Genomic DNA, 14,846 nt, shown 5'->3' with positions numbered 1-14,846 from the left:
GTGCGGGAGATCGCCCTGGAACGACGGCATGGCTTGCCGGAGAGCCCGCTCGCGCTGTCGGGGCGGCCACTGGACGGGATCGAGCGGGCGCGGTGGGAGCTGGCCGCGATGGCCGGGCGGCTGCGCTCGCTCGAGGCGCGGCTGGTCGAGGAGCGGCGGCTGGCCGAGACGTACCGCAAAGAACGCGACCGCGCCCGCAAGCGGGCCCACCGCCTGGCCTTCGGACCGGTTTCCTGGCGGGCGATGCTGGGCCGGTGGCGCGGGCGGAACCGGGCCGGCGGCCGGCCACCGGCGAGCCCGGGCTACGCGCCCGTCGCCACCGCGCGGCCGCCGGTCCACCTCTACGTGGTGATCGGCATGGACGAGGCCGGCGTCCGCGACGTGGTGCTGACCCTGCGCCAGCGCCTGCTGGTCAGCCCGGACCACCGGCCGGTGGTGGTGACCGACTGCCAGTCGTTCACGGGCGACGGCGACCACAGCGTGCTGCTCGAATATCTGCCCGACCGCCTGACCTGGGAGAAGCACCGCCCCGACCGTTCGTGGGAGGACGTGCTCCCGGAACGGCTGTCCCGCCTCTACCGCGACCACGACACCGTCCGCACCGTCATCGTCGATCGCGCCAAGCCGCCGAGCTTGGCCGAGCTTCTTCGCTAGAACGCAACCTTCTCCTCCGGCGCGTCGTTTGCCCGGGCATGAGCGCGCTCATCTCCGTGGTCGCGCCGGTCTACAACGAGGGGCCGGGCGTCGAGCGATTCGTGCGCCGGCTCACCGAGGTACTCACCGGCGCCGGGCTGCGCTACGAACTCGTGCTGGTCGACGACGGCTCCGGCGACGACTCCTGGGACCGGATCGTGCGGCAGTCACTGCTCGACCGGCGGGTGCGCGGCGTCCAGCTCTCCCGCAACTTCGGCAAGGAGCCGGCCGTGCTGGCCGGGCTCGAGCACGCGACCGGCGACGCCGTCGTGGTCATCGACTCCGACCTCCAGCACCCGCCCACGGCCATCCCGGACATGGTGCGGCGCTGGCGCGACGGCGCGCACGTCGTCGAGGCGGTCAAGCGCAACCGGACCGGTCAGGGCCTGATCGGCCGCGTCGGCGGGCGGATGTTCAACCGGGCGTTCACCGAAATGACCAAAGTGGACCTGGTCGGCGCCACCGACTTCCGGTTGCTCAGCCGGGCCGCCCTGGACGCGTTGCTGCGCCTGCCCGAGCACTCGTCGTTCTTCCGCGGCACCAGCAGCTGGATCGGTTTTCGCCGCAGCACCGTCGAGGTCGACATCGACCACCGGGAGGGCGGCGGCTCGCGCTGGACGTTCCGGTCGCTGTTCCGCCTGGCCGTCAACGGGATCACCTCGTTCAGCTCGGCCCCGCTGCACCTGGTGACCCTGGTCGGCATGGCCTTCGCCGCGTTCGCGGTGCTGCTCGGCGCGCAGACGCTGATCCGCTGGATCGGCGGCGGCTCGGTCGAGGGCTTCCCCACGGTCATCCTGCTGCTGCTGGTGATGGGCACGTTCGTGCTGCTCGGCCTGGGCGTGATCGGCGAATATCTGGCCCGCATCCACGAGGAGGTGCGCGGCCGCCCACGCTATCTGGTTCAGGAGCGCGCGGACGGCCTCTCGGTGCCGGAGGAGTGGACGGCCCGCGCCCGGCCCCCGAAGACCAGGGTGAGCGCGGCCAGCGCCAGCCCGAACAGCACGAACGGCCGGGCTCCGTAGAAGAACGCGAAGTCCCACGGGAGGGCGAACGGCCCGGTGCCGCGGACGGCGATCGCGTCGTCGATCAGGCTCAGGGTGACGCTGAGGGTGTTGAGGGCCAGGAAGACGAGCGCGGCCAGGCCGATCGGGTTGTCGAAGCGCCCGGCCGTCCGCCATCCGGTCACCGCTCCGGCGATCCAGGCCAGGGCGGTCAGCGCCAGCGTGGCGACCGGCGCGCCCCGTTGCACCCTCAGCACGGCGTCCGATCCGTCGCCGTCGGCCGGCTGGAACGTCAGCCGCCAGTCGTCGTTCGCCGCGGTGAGCCTGCCGTCGCCGTCCTCGCCGACGCGCCATCCGCCGGCCTCCAGACGCTGCCCGGCCGCCGCCAGGTCCGCCTTGGCGGCGCCGAACGAGGTCTCGGCGAAGCCGGGCCCGTACGAGTCCACGCCGAGCAGCCAGTTCGAGCCGTCCGCCACGTCGTCGCCGTAGGACGAGCCGGCCACGTGCTCGACCCGGCTGATGTCGGTGCCCTTCTCCGAGCCCTCCACGACCATCCCGGCCAGCGCGTGCATCCGCTCGTCGGTCGGCAGATCGCCCGCGAACGCGTGCCAGGCGGGCCAGGCGGCGGCCGCGGCGAACAGGGCGGCGATCGTGAGGGCGACCGAGACACGCAGGGCGAGGTGGCGCATGGCGCGCATGATCCACCAACGGGATCGGGCGCCGCCACCCCGGTTCGGTCAGAGGCGGTGCGCCCGCCGGTCGGTGGTGACGCCGCGGGTGTCGAAGAAGCGCTTGGCCAGTCCGGCCAGGCGGTCGGCGTCGTACTCGCGGTGGTTCTGCACCAGGATCACCAGATCGGCCGAGACCGTGGCGCCCTCCAGATCGTCGGTGCGGGAGACCTCGACGTCGCCGACCGTCCACTGGGGAACGTGCGGGTCGTGGTAGAGCACCGTGGCGCCGAGCGCGGCCAGCTGACGGGCCAGCGGGGTGGCCGGCGACTCGCGCTGGTCGGCGATGTTCGGCTTGTAGGTGACCCCGAGCAGCAGGACGGTCGCGCCGTGCACGGCCTGGCCGTCCGCGTTCAGCAGATTCTGCGCGCGGCGGGCCACGTATCCGGGCATCGTCGCGTTGATCTCCTGGGCCAGCTCGACGAAGCGGAACGGATAGCCCAGCCGGGTGCGGACGTTGTGGCTCAAGTAGTTCGGGTCGATCGGGATGCAGTGCCCGCCCACGCCGGGGCCGGGATAGAACGCCTGGAAGCCGAACGGCTTGGTGGCGGCGGCCCGGATCACGTCCCACAGGTCGATCTCGAGTTCGTGGCAGAACCGGGCCATCTCGTTGACCAGCGCGATGTTCACGTGCCGGTACGTGTTCTCGAGCAGCTTGGCGGTCTCGGCCTCGCGGGTGCCGCGGGTGCGGACGACGGTGTCGACGAAACGGCCGTAGAAGGCGGCGGCCCGGTCGGTGCAGGCCGGCGTGTAGCCGCCTACCACCTTGGGGGTGTTGCGGGCGCCGAACCGCTCGTTGCCCGGATCGATCCGCTCGGGCGAGAACGCCACGTGGAAGTCGATGCCGGCGGTCAGCCCGGACAGCTTCTCCAGCAACGGCCGGACGACCTCGTCGGTGGTGCCCGGATAGGTCGTCGACTCGAGCACCACCAGCATGCCGGGGCGCAGGTTGCGGCCGATCGCCTCGGTGGCGCCGATGACCGCGCGCAGATCCGGTCCGTCACCTTCGGCCAGCGGGGTCGGCACGCAGATGACGGCCGTCCCGGCGGCGGCGATGGCCCGCTCGTCGGTGGTCGGCCGGAACCCGGCCGCGAGCATCTCGGCGATGTCGGCGTCGCTCAGGTCGTCGACGTGCGAGCGGCCGGCGGCCAGCGACGCCACCACCGGCGGCTGCACGTCGAAGCCGGTCACGGTCAGCCCTTCGCGGGCCGCCTGCTGCGCCAGCGGCAGCCCCACGTAGCCCAGGCCCAGAATCACTACGTCCACGGTCATGACAGCGGCCTTTCGGCGAGGCGGGTGGCCCTCGTGGCCTGCCGGGCGATCACCGGCTTGCGGGTCGAGGACGGCGACATGGTGCCCGCGCGGGGCGTGCTGAGCTCCCAGCGCGAGGGGAACGGCAGATAGGCCGGGAGGAACTCGGCCAGCAGCGCCGCCTGCTCGGGCACCAGCGCGTCCGGCGAGTCGGTGTCGTTGAGGCAGAACGCGTCGAGGTTGCGGTTGTGCAGCAGCCGGGCCAGCCGGAACGGCGTCGACGGGTCGGCCAGGTCGGTGTACATGTACTCGATCTCGCCGGGCGCGGCCCGCCCGGTCAGATAGGCGTAGTACTGCTGCAACGAGGAGAGCAGCGCGATGTCCTCCGGATGGCGGAACTGGTGCTCCGAGGTGGCCCGGACCTCGTCGGCGAAGCGCAGCTCGATCTCGGCCAGCACGCTGCGCCGCGACGGGTGCGGCGTGTGCTTCATCTTGCGGGTCAGCACCCGGCCGAACGTGTCCCGGATCAGGTCCCGGTTGTTCTTGCCGGCCGAGTTGGCCGGGGTGTCGCCGGGTCGCCGTGGTGCCGGGTCGACCCGGGCCCCGGACGGGAAGAAGCGGGTCAGCCCGCCCGGCGTGAAGAACATCTCGGGCGGCACCGGCCGGCCCAGGAAGACGTCGTCGTTCAGGTAGAGGAAGTGCTCGGCCAGCCCCGGCACCCGGTGCAGCCGTGACTCGATCGCCTGTGAGTTGAAGGTCGGCAGCCGGCCGGTGTCGCCGAAGATCTCCCGGTGGCTCACCACTGTCAGGTCGGACCGGTCGAGGTCGAGCCAGGCCGGCACCTGGTCGTCGGTGACCAGGAAGACGTGCCGGATCCAGGGCGCGAACGCGTGCAGCGAGCGCAGCGAGTAGCGCAGTTCGTCGCGGGAGACGAAGCGCGACGGGTTGGCGGTCTGCCCGCTCGAGGCGGCCACCCAGCCGTTGTCGCGCAGCGCCCGCGCCTTGCGCTCGAACCAGGCCGGGTCCTCGCCGTCGACCCAGGTGTAGACGGCGTCGATCGGGAAGGCCACCCGGTCCGGGCTGACCATGGTGAAGACCTCGCGGGTGCGATAGCGCGGCAGCGGGCCGGGGACGCCGAACGAGCCGAAGACCGGCTCGGGCGCGAGGGTGACCGGCTCGGCGGCCGAAATCGCGTCGGCCACCGGGTTGGGGCGGGGGCCGGTCAGGCGGCCGCCGGCGGCCCGCCACAGCTCGACCTCGCAGGCGTACTCGGTGCCGTGGACCAGGTGGCCGCCGGGATCGGTGACCGGCCAGCAGACCCGCAGCAGCCGGGTGGTGGCGCGGCGGCCGACCACCTCGAGGCGGCCCACCTCGGCCGCGGTCAGGGCCTCGAGCACGGCCAGGACCCGGGCCCGGTCGGCCTCGGGCACGGCCACGGCCGTGCGGGTCAGCGCATCGGTGGGGACGCGGAACCAGTCGATGCCGGCGGTGGCCAGCGACGCGACGACGCGGTCGAGGTTCTCACGCCGTACGGAAGCCGGATCTGACCAGGAGGAACGACGGGCCGTGAGGCGCGCCGCGGCCGTGCGGACCCGCAGAGCGGGCGTATCGGCCGGAGTGGGCAGGAGCCGGCGCCGGGGTCCCAGCGGAACCACCCGCCGCGCCGCCCGGAGCCGGCGATCGGCGGGAACGCGGGGCAGCAGCCGGAGCTCCACCTGGCGCATCACGCGCCGCCGGACAGGCCAGGGCGCCAGCCCGAGGATCCGCCGCAGGGGCACGCCGTCGTCCTTCCGCCGGGGTCAGTCGCTTGCTGTGACCCTCAACTGGCGCCTGCGCCGTAAGTGACGCCCTATATCACCGGTATACGCGATTTGCCGGTGTGACGTGGCCGATCTTCAGGGGCCGACCCCTAAGGGATACGGCTGATGCGGCGGGTTGCCTGTCTGCGTCATGGTGGATTCACAACCTGGGGAGGCTGAAGATGGGCAAGGCCATCGCATTTCTCGTGGCACTGATCGCCGGCGTCGTCGTGGTGGGCTGGGTGGCGGCCAACCTGATCGGTCCGGTGCTGTTCTACCTGATCGTGGGCGCTCTGGTGATCGGCGGCGGCGCGCTCCTGTACGCCAAGGCCAAGAAGTCGATCTCTCAGGACGGGCGTACGCAGCGGCGGATCGAGGCCGCGGCGAAGACGTACCGCATGCGCAACAAGTGAGGTCGCGCGCGGGCGGCTAGGCTTGCGGTCGGCACACCCACCTCTGACCTACGGGAAGCTGAACCGTGTTTGACACTTTGAGTGACCGCCTTTCCGGGATCTTCACCAAGCTCCGTGGCAAGGGCAAGCTCACCGATGCCGACATCGACGCCACCGCGCGCGAGATCCGCCTCGCGCTGCTGGAGGCGGACGTCGCGCTGCCCGTGGTCAAGGCCTTCATCTTCAACGTGAAGGAGAGGGCGCGCGGGGCCGAGGTCTCGCAGGCCCTCAACCCGGCCCAGCAGATCATCAAGATCGTCCACGAGGAGCTCATCAACATCCTCGGCGGCGAGGGGCGGCGACTCCAGTTCGCCAAGCAGCCGCCCACGGTGATCATGCTGGCCGGCCTTCAGGGTTCCGGTAAGACGACGCTGGCCGGCAAGCTGTCCCGCTGGCTGAAGAACCAGGGACACCAGCCGTTGCTGGTCGCGGCCGACCTCCAGCGCCCCAACGCGGTCAACCAGCTCCAGGTGCTCGCCGGCCGGGCCGGCGTCGACATCTACGCCCCGGAGCCCGGCAACGGCGTCGGCGACCCGGTCCAGGTCGCCAAGGACTCGATCGAGTACGCCAAGCGGTCGGCCAAGGACATCGTCATCGTCGACACCGCCGGCCGTCTCGGCATCGACGCCGAGATGATGAAGCAGGCGGCCGACATCCGGGCCGCGGTCGACCCCGACGAGGTCATCTTCGTCATCGACGCCATGGTCGGCCAGGACGCGGTGCAGACCGCCGAGGCGTTCCGCGACGGCGTCGGCATCACCGGCGTGGTCCTCTCCAAGCTCGACGGCGACGCCCGAGGTGGCGCGGCGCTGTCGGTCCGGCACGTCACGGGCGAGCCGATCCTGTTCGCGTCGACCGGTGAGAAGCTCGAGGACTTCGACCTCTTCCACCCCGACCGGATGGCCAGCCGCATCCTCGGCATGGGCGACGTGCTCACCCTCATCGAGCAGGCCGAGCAGGCCTTCGACGAGGACCAGAAGGAGAAGATGACCGGCAAGCTCCTTGCCGGCGAGACCTTCACCCTCGAGGACTTCCTCGACCAGCTCATCGCGGTGCGCCGGATGGGCCCGATTGCCAACATCCTGGGCATGATGCCCGGCATGGGCCAGATGAAGGCCCAGCTCGACGAGCTCGACGACAGCCACTTCGACAAGGTCACGGCGATCATCCGCTCGATGACCCCCGGCGAGCGCCAGAACCCGAAGATCCTCAACGGCTCCCGCCGCGCCCGCATCGCGAACGGCTCGGGCGTCACGGTCATGGACGTCAACCAGCTGCTCAACCGCTTCACCGACGCCCAGAAGATGATGAAGCAGATGAGCGGCATGATGGGCCTGCCCGGTGGCCGCCGCAAGGCCACGAAGAGCCCCAAGAACAAGCGTAAGGGCACCAAGGGCGGCAACCGCCCCCGCACCGGCGCCGGTGGCGGCCTGCCCGCGGGCTTCCCGGGCGGCATGCCCCAGCTCCCGCCGGGCCTCGACCCGAACGCCCTGGGCGGCGCCGGCGGCCCTGGTGGCGGCTTCAAGCTGCCCAATCTCGACTTCAACAAGCTGATGAAGCAGCAGCGGGACGACGACAAGAATTAGCTGGTGATCTAGACATGGGTACAGTAGCCTCGTGACACCCCCTGAGGAGGTCCCGATGACTGCGGCCCTTCATATGCCGAGCCTGCTGGATGAAAAGCAGGACTGGACCGTCGACGACCTGGCAAGCCTTCCACAGGATCTTCGCTATGAGTTGATCGACGGAAGGTTGATCTTGCCGTCTCCGACGTACTTTCACCAGGACCTGTGCATGGAGCTGAGCCTCATGCTTCGTTCTGGATGTCCCTCCGACTACAAGCCGATCATGGACCTTTCTCTTCAGGTCGATTGGCGGAACGAGCCTCGACCGGACGTGGTGGTGGCAAGCAAGGCTTACGGCATGCGCACCCCCGTCCCGGTCGACGGCGCCTTGCTCGTCGCCGAGGTGATCTCACCGACCTCGCGTTTCCGCGACCTACAGCAGAAATTGAAGCTGTACGCCGCTCGCGGTGTGAGCACCTACTTGATCGTCGACCCGACCTTCGAGGGCGGCGTCATGCTGACCGAGAACCGTCTCGGCGAGGGCGCTCAGTACGACGCGGTCGTCAGCACGAACAAGGTCTTCACCACCGACGTCCCCTACTCGATCACCATCGACGTTCCTGCCCTCACCGCCCTCCGCGACGAATACCGCGGAGTCCGGGACGACACGTGACGGCCGAGTCTCGGCTGACGGTCGACGACGTCGCGGATTTCCCCGAGGAGTTGCGCTTCGAGCTGCTGGACGGCAAGGTCTTCCGGCGGCCGTCGCCCGTGCCGTTTCATCAGTGCCAGTGCGTCGCGGTCATCGAGGCCCTCCGCCGGGGTGCTCCGCGTGATCGCCTGCCCGTCTACGGCATGGCGGTCGAGATCGACCGCTACAACATGCCGTTCGTCGACGTCGTGGTCATGCGAGCCGCCGCAGCCCTGCGCGCGCCGGTCCCGGCCCGCGACGTTCTGGTCGCTGTCGAGCTCACCTGGTCCTGGTCCGACGCCATCGATCGAGGGCCGAAAAAGAGGCTCTACGCCCGTGCCGGCATCCCGGCCTACTGGCTCGTCGACCTGCTGGCCGAGCAGATCTCGATCACGCAGTTCGTGCTGGGGCGAGACGGCCGCTACCGCCGGCGTCTGCACTCCACCGAGCAGGTGACGATCGAGCAGCCGTGGCCGACCGTCATTGACCTGCCGGCCATGACCCGTGAGCGTGAGGAACTCCGAGCGATCGCTGAGCCGAACTACTAGTCGCGCGTCAATTACTATGGGGTGAGATGAGCGAGCCGAATTAGGCGTGGAGCAACTAGGCGTGGAGCTAGTATGATGAGTGGCGATCCCTTCGAGGAGGAGCCGATGACCGCTGCGCCACATCTGGCTGAACAAGGCCTCGCTGATCGCCTGATCGGTCGCGACGATCTGACCGTCGACGACATTGCCGACCTTCCTGAGGATCTTCGATATGAGTTGATCGAAGGAAGGCTTGTCTTGTCCCCGCATGCCAAGACCACGCATCAACTTCTGAGTAAGCGGATAGGCGACGCCATCGAGGCGAACTGCCCCGACGAATTCATGATCAATATAGAGCAGGCAATTCTCATCGGCCGAAGGACGGAACTCCGCCCGGACGTCGTTCTCCTGCGGGAGGAGGCCGGTGATTGCTCGCCGGTCGTTCCGGAGGACGTTCTGCTCGTCGTCGAGGTCATCTCGGCGTCCTCGAAGTCCACCGATCGAGAACTCAAGCTCAAGGAGTATGCGGCCGCCGGGATTCCGTCCTACTGGATCGTTGATCCCTTGGCCGATCGCGTCACGTTCACGCAGTTCGTGCTGAGTGCTCCGGGTTCTTACGACCGGCTGATCGAGACGCATGCGCTCGTGACCGTCGATCGGCCGTGGGAGATAACGCTGGATCTTCCGGCCTGGACGCGACGTCGGGACCGGATCAGAAGCAACAGTCGTCCACGCTCCCCGCGCCCTTCCCATTCATCAGATCATCGCTAACCGGACGGTGAACGCGATCGAAGCCGGTTGTCCCGAGTTCGGGGACTTCGTGGTCAATCAGGAGCAGGCCGTCCTCATCAACTCGAGCACCGAGCTGAAACCTGATGCCCTGCTTGTTCGGGCGGAGGGTGCCGGCCGGTCGCCGGTGCGGGCGGCCGATGTCCCGCTTGTGAGGTTGCCCGGCCCTGACGGGTGTGTGGGCATCGGGTAGGACTGTCCTATGGCGTTTCATGTGCGTGGGGCCGTCCTGCCTGATGGGGACGTGAAGGATCTCTGGCTGGTGGGGGATCGGGTCACGTTCGAGCCGGTCACGGGTGCGGAGACCATCAGCGACGGTGGGTTCGTGGTGCCGGGGCTGGTGGATGCGCATTGTCATCTTGGGATCGCTCCGGGGGCCAAGCCGATCGAGAGCCTTGACCAAGCCAGGGAGCTGGCGTGGCGGGACCGGGACGCCGGGGTGCTCGCGTTGCGTGATGCGGGATCGCCGTTTCCCTATCCCGAGCTGGATGACGAGGCGGGGATTCCTCGGCTCTCGCGGGCCGGGCGGCATGTCGCGCCGCCCAAGCGCTATCTGCGTGGGCTCGCCGTCGAGGTCGAGGCCGATGGGGTCGCCGAGGCCGTGACGGAGCAGGCCAAGGCCGGGAACGGCTGGGTGAAGCTGGTCGGGGACTGGATCCACCGGGAGGCCGGTGACCTGGCGCCCTCCTGGGACGAGGCGACCATGACGGCGGCGGTCGAGGCCGCGCACGCGGCCGGGGCGCGCGCCGCGGTCCACACGTTCTCCGAGGAGGGCGTGGCCATGATGGTGCGAGCTGGCGTCGACTCCGTCGAGCACGGGACGGGGCTGTCGCTCGATCTGATCGACGAGATGGCGCGGCGGGGGACCGCCTTCGTGCCGACGATGATCAACATCAGGACGTTCGGGAAGATCGCCGAGCAGGCGCGCGGGAAGTTCGACGGGTACGCCGATCACATGATCCGGCTGCAGGACCGGTTCCCCTCGGTGGTGCGGGCGGCCTACGAGGCGGGGGTGCCCATCTACGTCGGCACCGACGCCGGTGGGGGCATTCAGCACGGGCTGGCCGCCGAGGAGATGCTGGCCCTCGAGGAGGCCGGGCTGCCGGCCGCCGAGATCCTGGCCAATGCCTCCTGGCGGGCCCGGGAGTGGCTCGGCTTCCCCGGGCTCGTCGAGGGTGGCCTCGCCGACCTGGTGGTCTACGAGGCCGACCCTCGGCGCGATCTGCGTGTGGTGCGGGCGCCCAGCCGCATCGTGCTGCGGGGTCAGGTCATCCGGTAAGGCTCCAGAGCCGCAGGCTGTCCTCGGTCGGGCAGGCCAGGCGGTCGGCGCTGGTGACGCACGGGCCGATCCGGCGCGGGATGTCGCCGAGGCGGGTCGGCTGCCGGTCGCCGAGGCGGAAGGTCGTGACCGCGCCCGCCGCCAGCGCCGGCATCATGACCAGCGTTTCCGCGTCGAGCCACCACACGCCCGCGTCGGGCGTGCGGAACACCGGCGACCCGGTCTCCGACAGCAGCGCCGTCGTCGTGCCCGGGCCTCCCACGAGCACGTTCGTGCCGTTCGCCGAGATCGCGGTGGCGGAGTCCGGTGCCGCCACCTCCCAGAGCCGCTTGTGGCTGGGCACGTCGAACGCGGACACCGTCCCCCGGTCGCCGGGGCCGTCCTCGAGGACACAGAGGCGGTTCGTCCCGCAGGCGTCCATGCCGACGAGCTTCTCCGGCCCGCCGCTCGTGACCACCGACGACTGCCCCGTGGTCAGGTCGGTGGCCACGACGCGGTAGGCCGCGGTGTCGCAGCATGGGACGTTGTCGTGCAGGAGCCGGTCGCCGGCGAGCACGAACTGGGTGCCCGGCGGCCGGGCCGGTGTGATGGTGCGGCGCAGCGTGCCGGCGGCGGCGTCGCGGACCAGGAACTTGCCGGCCTTTGTCACCTGGACCAGCCGGTCGCCGTAGGCGAGGAGGCGCTCCGTGGGATTCGCGGCGTCCGACCAGGCGGGCTGCCCCGTCCGGATGTCGCTCGCCGTGACCTCCCCGTTCGAGGCCCAACGGCGGACCAGGACCTTCTCGTGCGGGATGAGCTCGTCACCGTCGTCGACACGGAACCGCTGGATCGTGTCGCCGTTCGCCGGATCGAAGAAGACGACGGCCCGGTCCACCCGGACCATCACGGCACCCTGGAGGGCGCGCACGTCGGTCACCACGCCGATGTCCTGGTCGGCGACCGTCCAGAGCACCGCGCCCGTGTGCAGGTCGGCCGCGTTCAGGTAGAGCTCGCCACCGGGCGTCACCCAGGCCGAGAAGAGCTTCCCGTCCTTGATCGCCTGCACGACCGACGTGGCCGGGCCACCCGTGTTCACCGGCGAGCCGACCTCGGTCAGGGCCCGGCTCGACGGCGTCGGCGAGATCGTCCGGTCGGCGTCGCGATGCGGGCGGGAGATCGCCACGCCTACGCCCACCGCGACCAGGCAGACGGCCAGAGCCGCCGAGAACGCCGCCTGCCGGTGGGTGCGCTGGCGGCCGCGCTGCCGGGCGTGCGGCGCGCCGGCCAGCGGGATGGCGTCGGCGTCGCGGCCGAGCTGAGCGAGCAGGTCGTCGAGGTCAGCGGGCATCGTGGCTCTCCTCCTTCTGCGAGATCGGGCCGATCGCGGCGGCCAGGCCGGCCCGGCCGCGGGACAGCCAGGACTTGACCGTGCCGGTGGAGGCGCCGGTCTCGGCGGCGATGTCGGCCACCGAGCGGTCGAGCAGGTAGTGCAGGGCGAGCGCGCGGCGATGGACGGCCGGGAGCGTCTGCATGGCCCTCACGAGCAGGACGGTGTCCTCGGAGGGCGGCGGCGCGGGTGGTGGCGCCGGTGCGTTGGTGAGCCTGTTCCGGCGTACCCCCAAATGTCTCCACCGATCCGCGGCCAGACGGCTGACCACCAGGCGTAACCAGGCCTCGGGGTCTTCATAGCCGGCTAACCGCCGCCATCGTTGCCAGGCGCGGGCGTACGCCTCCTGCACCAGGTCCTGGGCCTCCGCGGCCTCGCCGGTCAGGCCGTACGCGTACCGGGCCAGCCTCCGCGAGGTGTCCCGGTAGAAGTCGTCGAAATCGTCCGTGGCCGTCATCCCCACCGCCCCTTCACCTAGGACACGGGATGCCTGTCGGAGTGGTTGCGTGGTCCCTGACTAGAATGTCGCCTCGTGGCTCGAGTGCTCACTCCGCGTGCGGAGGACTTTCCTCGCTGGTACCAGGATCTGATCGCCAAGGCGAAGCTGGCGGACAACGGCCCGGTGCGCGGCACCATGGTCATCCGCCCGGTCGGCTATGCGATCTGGGAGCGGATGCAGGCGGACATGGACGCCCGCATCAAGGAGGCCGGCGTCCAGAACGCGTACTTCCCGCTCTTCATCCCGGAGAGCTACCTGCGCCGCGAGGCCGACCACGTGGAGGGCTTCTCCCCGGAGCTCGCCGTGGTCACCCACGCCGGTGGCAAGGAGCTGGCCGAGCCGCTGGTGGTCCGCCCGACGAGCGAGACCGTGATCGGCGAGTTCATGGCCAAGTGGGTCGACTCGTACCGTGACCTGCCCCTGCTGCTCAACCAGTGGGCCAACGTGGTCCGCTGGGAGCTGCGCCCGCGGACCTTCCTGCGCACGACCGAGTTCCTCTGGCAGGAGGGCCACACCGCGCACGCCAGCGAGGCCGACGCCCGCGAGCACGCCCGTGACGTGCACCGCAACGTCTACGAGGCGTTCATGACGGACTTCCTCGCCATCCCGGTCGTGCCCGGTCGCAAGACCCGCAAGGAGCGCTTCGCCGGCGCCACCAACACCATGACCGTCGAGGCCATGATGGGTGACACCAAGGCGCTGCAGATGGGCACGTCGCACGAGCTCGGGCAGAACTTCGCCAAGGCGTTCGACATCTCCTACTCGTCGGCCGCGGGCGGCGTCGAGCACGCCTGGACCACCTCGTGGGGCACGTCCACCCGCATGCTCGGCGGTCTGATCATGGTGCACGGCGACGACAACGGCCTGCGGCTTCCGCCGCTCATGGCGCCGGTCCAGGTCCAGGTCATGGTGGTCAAGGCCGGTGAGGGCGTGGCCGAGGCCGCGACTCAGCTCGTCAAAGACCTCAAGACCGCCGGTGTACGGGTGAAGCTCGACGACCGCTCCGACGTGCCGTTCGGCCGCCGGGCGGTCGACGCCGAGCTCCAGGGCATCCCGATCCGCATCGAGGTCGGCCCGCGCGACCTGGCCACCGGCAACGTCACGGTCGCCCGGCGGGTCGACGGTTCCAAGACGCCGACCGCCATCGGCGACGTCGTGGGTGCCGTCACCAGCGCGCTCAAGGCCGACCAGCAGCGGCTCTACGACGAGGCGCTGGCGTTCCGCGCGGCCAACACGGTCGAGGTCAAGACGCTCGGCGACGCCATCGAGGCGGCGCAGACCGGCTGGGCCCGGGTGCCGTGGTCGGCGGTCGGCGAGGACGGCGAGGCCGAGGCCAACGGCAAGGCCGTGACCGTGCGCTGCCTGGTCCGCGGGGACGGCTCGATGCCCGACTCGGGTGACGAGGACGGCCTGGTCGCGATCCTGGCCCGCTCCTACTGATGGCGTTCGCTCCGGGACGGCTGATCCTGCACCGCGACACGCACCGCGGCCGGATCGGCTTCGTCCATCCGGCGCGGGTGGTCTCCGACGACGACCGCGGGCTGCTCGTCTGGGTGGCCGAGGCGTCGGTGATCGCCGTGGAGACGGCTCTGGACGGCCGGCTGCCGCGCGATTTCGCCTCGTTCACCGAGTGGATCGCGGCGCCGCGCGAAACCCGGCTCGCCCAGTGGCGCGGGCCGGGTGTGCTGCGGTTCTTCCCCCGGGGCGCCGCGCATTCTGTCTGGTTCTTCCGGGACGAGTCCGACAATTTCGCCGCTTACTACGTCAACCTCGAAGAGGGTGCCGTCCGCTGGGACGACGGTGACGTGGCCGGCGTCGACGTCACCGACCAGGATCTCGACATCGTGGTCTCGTCCGACCTCGAGTGGGAGTGGAAGGACGAGGACGAGTTCACCGAGCGCCTGGAGAGCCCCGAGCTCTACTGGGTGCCCGACCCCGGCGCCGTCTGGGCCGAGGGCCACCGCGTGATCAAGCAGATCGAGGCGGCCGAGTTCCCGTTCGACGGCACCTGGACCGAGTTCCAGCCGGATCCGTCCTGGGAGGCGCCGGTCGCGCTGCCCGAGGGCTGGGATCGGCCGGTCGTGGCGCGCGTTTGACGCCCGGTTGGGAGTCAAGGCCGGTCATCTGGCAGAATGGTTCCTTGGTCGGTACGCCGGAGCGCCCTCTAACCCTCCGGTGAAGCCAGTCCAGCGAGACATCGGTCCCC

Annotated in this window: 14 protein-coding genes; 10 read left to right on the top strand and 4 right to left on the bottom strand. The window is 70.3% G+C overall.

All coding sequences use genetic code 11. The features are described 5' to 3' along the window. Positions 1 to 654 carry a hypothetical protein gene (locus tag ACQP2X_RS43100; RefSeq protein WP_498691826.1) on the top strand — a complete coding sequence of 218 codons (654 nt, stop codon included), beginning with the start codon at positions 1 to 3 and terminating at the stop codon, positions 652 to 654. 38 nt (positions 655 to 692) lie between these two features. Beyond that, the gene (locus tag ACQP2X_RS43095; RefSeq protein ID WP_498691825.1) at positions 693 to 1,715 is read left to right on the top strand and encodes a glycosyltransferase family 2 protein; all 1,023 of its coding nucleotides are present in this window, start codon (positions 693 to 695) and stop codon (positions 1,713 to 1,715) included. A gap of 716 nt (positions 1,716 to 2,431) precedes the next feature. On the opposite strand, the gene ACQP2X_RS43090 is transcribed toward ACQP2X_RS43095, so the two are convergent. Continuing rightward, positions 2,432 to 3,694 carry a nucleotide sugar dehydrogenase gene (locus ACQP2X_RS43090; RefSeq protein WP_498691822.1) on the bottom strand — a complete coding sequence of 421 codons (1,263 nt, stop codon included), beginning with the start codon at positions 3,692 to 3,694 and terminating at the stop codon, positions 2,432 to 2,434. After that, positions 3,691 to 5,451, bottom strand: a complete 1,761-nt coding sequence (locus ACQP2X_RS43085) for a stealth conserved region 3 domain-containing protein (RefSeq protein ID WP_498691820.1) — start codon at positions 5,449 to 5,451, stop codon at positions 3,691 to 3,693. The genes ACQP2X_RS43090 and ACQP2X_RS43085 overlap by 4 nt, the downstream gene beginning before the upstream one ends. Positions 5,452 to 5,654: 203 nt before the next feature. On the opposite strand from ACQP2X_RS43085, the gene ACQP2X_RS43080 reads away from it, so the two are divergent. From ACQP2X_RS43080 to ACQP2X_RS43055, 6 genes are all read left to right on the top strand, one after another. Continuing rightward, the gene (locus ACQP2X_RS43080; RefSeq protein WP_360242035.1) at positions 5,655 to 5,885 is read left to right on the top strand and encodes a hypothetical protein; all 231 of its coding nucleotides are present in this window, start codon (positions 5,655 to 5,657) and stop codon (positions 5,883 to 5,885) included. Positions 5,886 to 5,950: 65 nt separating this feature from the next. Next, on the top strand, positions 5,951 to 7,510 hold the full coding sequence (ffh, locus tag ACQP2X_RS43075) for a signal recognition particle protein (protein ID WP_498691816.1): 1,560 nt from the start codon (positions 5,951 to 5,953) through the stop codon (positions 7,508 to 7,510). A gap of 55 nt (positions 7,511 to 7,565) precedes the next feature. Beyond that, positions 7,566 to 8,162 (top strand): Uma2 family endonuclease, encoded by a 597-nt coding sequence (locus tag ACQP2X_RS43070; RefSeq protein ID WP_498691814.1) that lies wholly within the window; start codon positions 7,566 to 7,568, stop codon positions 8,160 to 8,162. Continuing rightward, positions 8,159 to 8,728, top strand: coding sequence for a Uma2 family endonuclease (locus ACQP2X_RS43065; protein ID WP_498691812.1), 570 nt, complete (start codon positions 8,159 to 8,161; stop codon positions 8,726 to 8,728). The genes ACQP2X_RS43070 and ACQP2X_RS43065 overlap by 4 nt, the downstream gene beginning before the upstream one ends. A 105-nt stretch (positions 8,729 to 8,833) precedes the next feature. After that, the gene (locus tag ACQP2X_RS43060) at positions 8,834 to 9,478 is read left to right on the top strand and encodes a Uma2 family endonuclease (RefSeq protein ID WP_498691809.1); all 645 of its coding nucleotides are present in this window, start codon (positions 8,834 to 8,836) and stop codon (positions 9,476 to 9,478) included. Between the two features lie 220 nt (positions 9,479 to 9,698). Further along, the gene (locus tag ACQP2X_RS43055; RefSeq protein WP_498691807.1) at positions 9,699 to 10,775 is read left to right on the top strand and encodes an amidohydrolase family protein; all 1,077 of its coding nucleotides are present in this window, start codon (positions 9,699 to 9,701) and stop codon (positions 10,773 to 10,775) included. Here ACQP2X_RS43055 and ACQP2X_RS43050 read toward each other — a convergent pair. Next, complete coding sequence (locus ACQP2X_RS43050; RefSeq protein ID WP_498691805.1) at positions 10,765 to 12,102, bottom strand: outer membrane protein assembly factor BamB family protein; 1,338 nt, start codon at positions 12,100 to 12,102, stop codon at positions 10,765 to 10,767. The genes ACQP2X_RS43055 and ACQP2X_RS43050 overlap by 11 nt on opposite strands. Then, complete coding sequence (locus ACQP2X_RS43045; RefSeq protein ID WP_498691804.1) at positions 12,092 to 12,598, bottom strand: SigE family RNA polymerase sigma factor; 507 nt, start codon at positions 12,596 to 12,598, stop codon at positions 12,092 to 12,094. The genes ACQP2X_RS43050 and ACQP2X_RS43045 overlap by 11 nt, the downstream gene beginning before the upstream one ends. Positions 12,599 to 12,673: 75 nt before the next feature. Between ACQP2X_RS43045 and proS the strand changes: the two genes are divergently transcribed. Together proS and ACQP2X_RS43035 are read left to right on the top strand one after the other, a co-directional pair. Continuing rightward, a complete protein-coding gene (gene proS, locus ACQP2X_RS43040; protein WP_498691802.1) occupies positions 12,674 to 14,080 on the top strand; it encodes a proline--tRNA ligase in 1,407 nt (468 codons plus the stop codon). Further along, positions 14,080 to 14,736 carry a ribonuclease FAU-1 family protein gene (locus ACQP2X_RS43035; protein ID WP_498691800.1) on the top strand — a complete coding sequence of 219 codons (657 nt, stop codon included), beginning with the start codon at positions 14,080 to 14,082 and terminating at the stop codon, positions 14,734 to 14,736. Before proS ends, ACQP2X_RS43035 begins: the two co-directional genes overlap by 1 nt. Positions 14,737 to 14,846: the final 110 nt, after the last annotated feature.

The organism is Actinoplanes sp. CA-131856, assembly GCF_050956135.1.
Taxonomy (GTDB): domain Bacteria; phylum Actinomycetota; class Actinomycetes; order Mycobacteriales; family Micromonosporaceae; genus Actinoplanes.
This window is presented reverse-complemented; position numbering and strand designations above follow the sequence as displayed.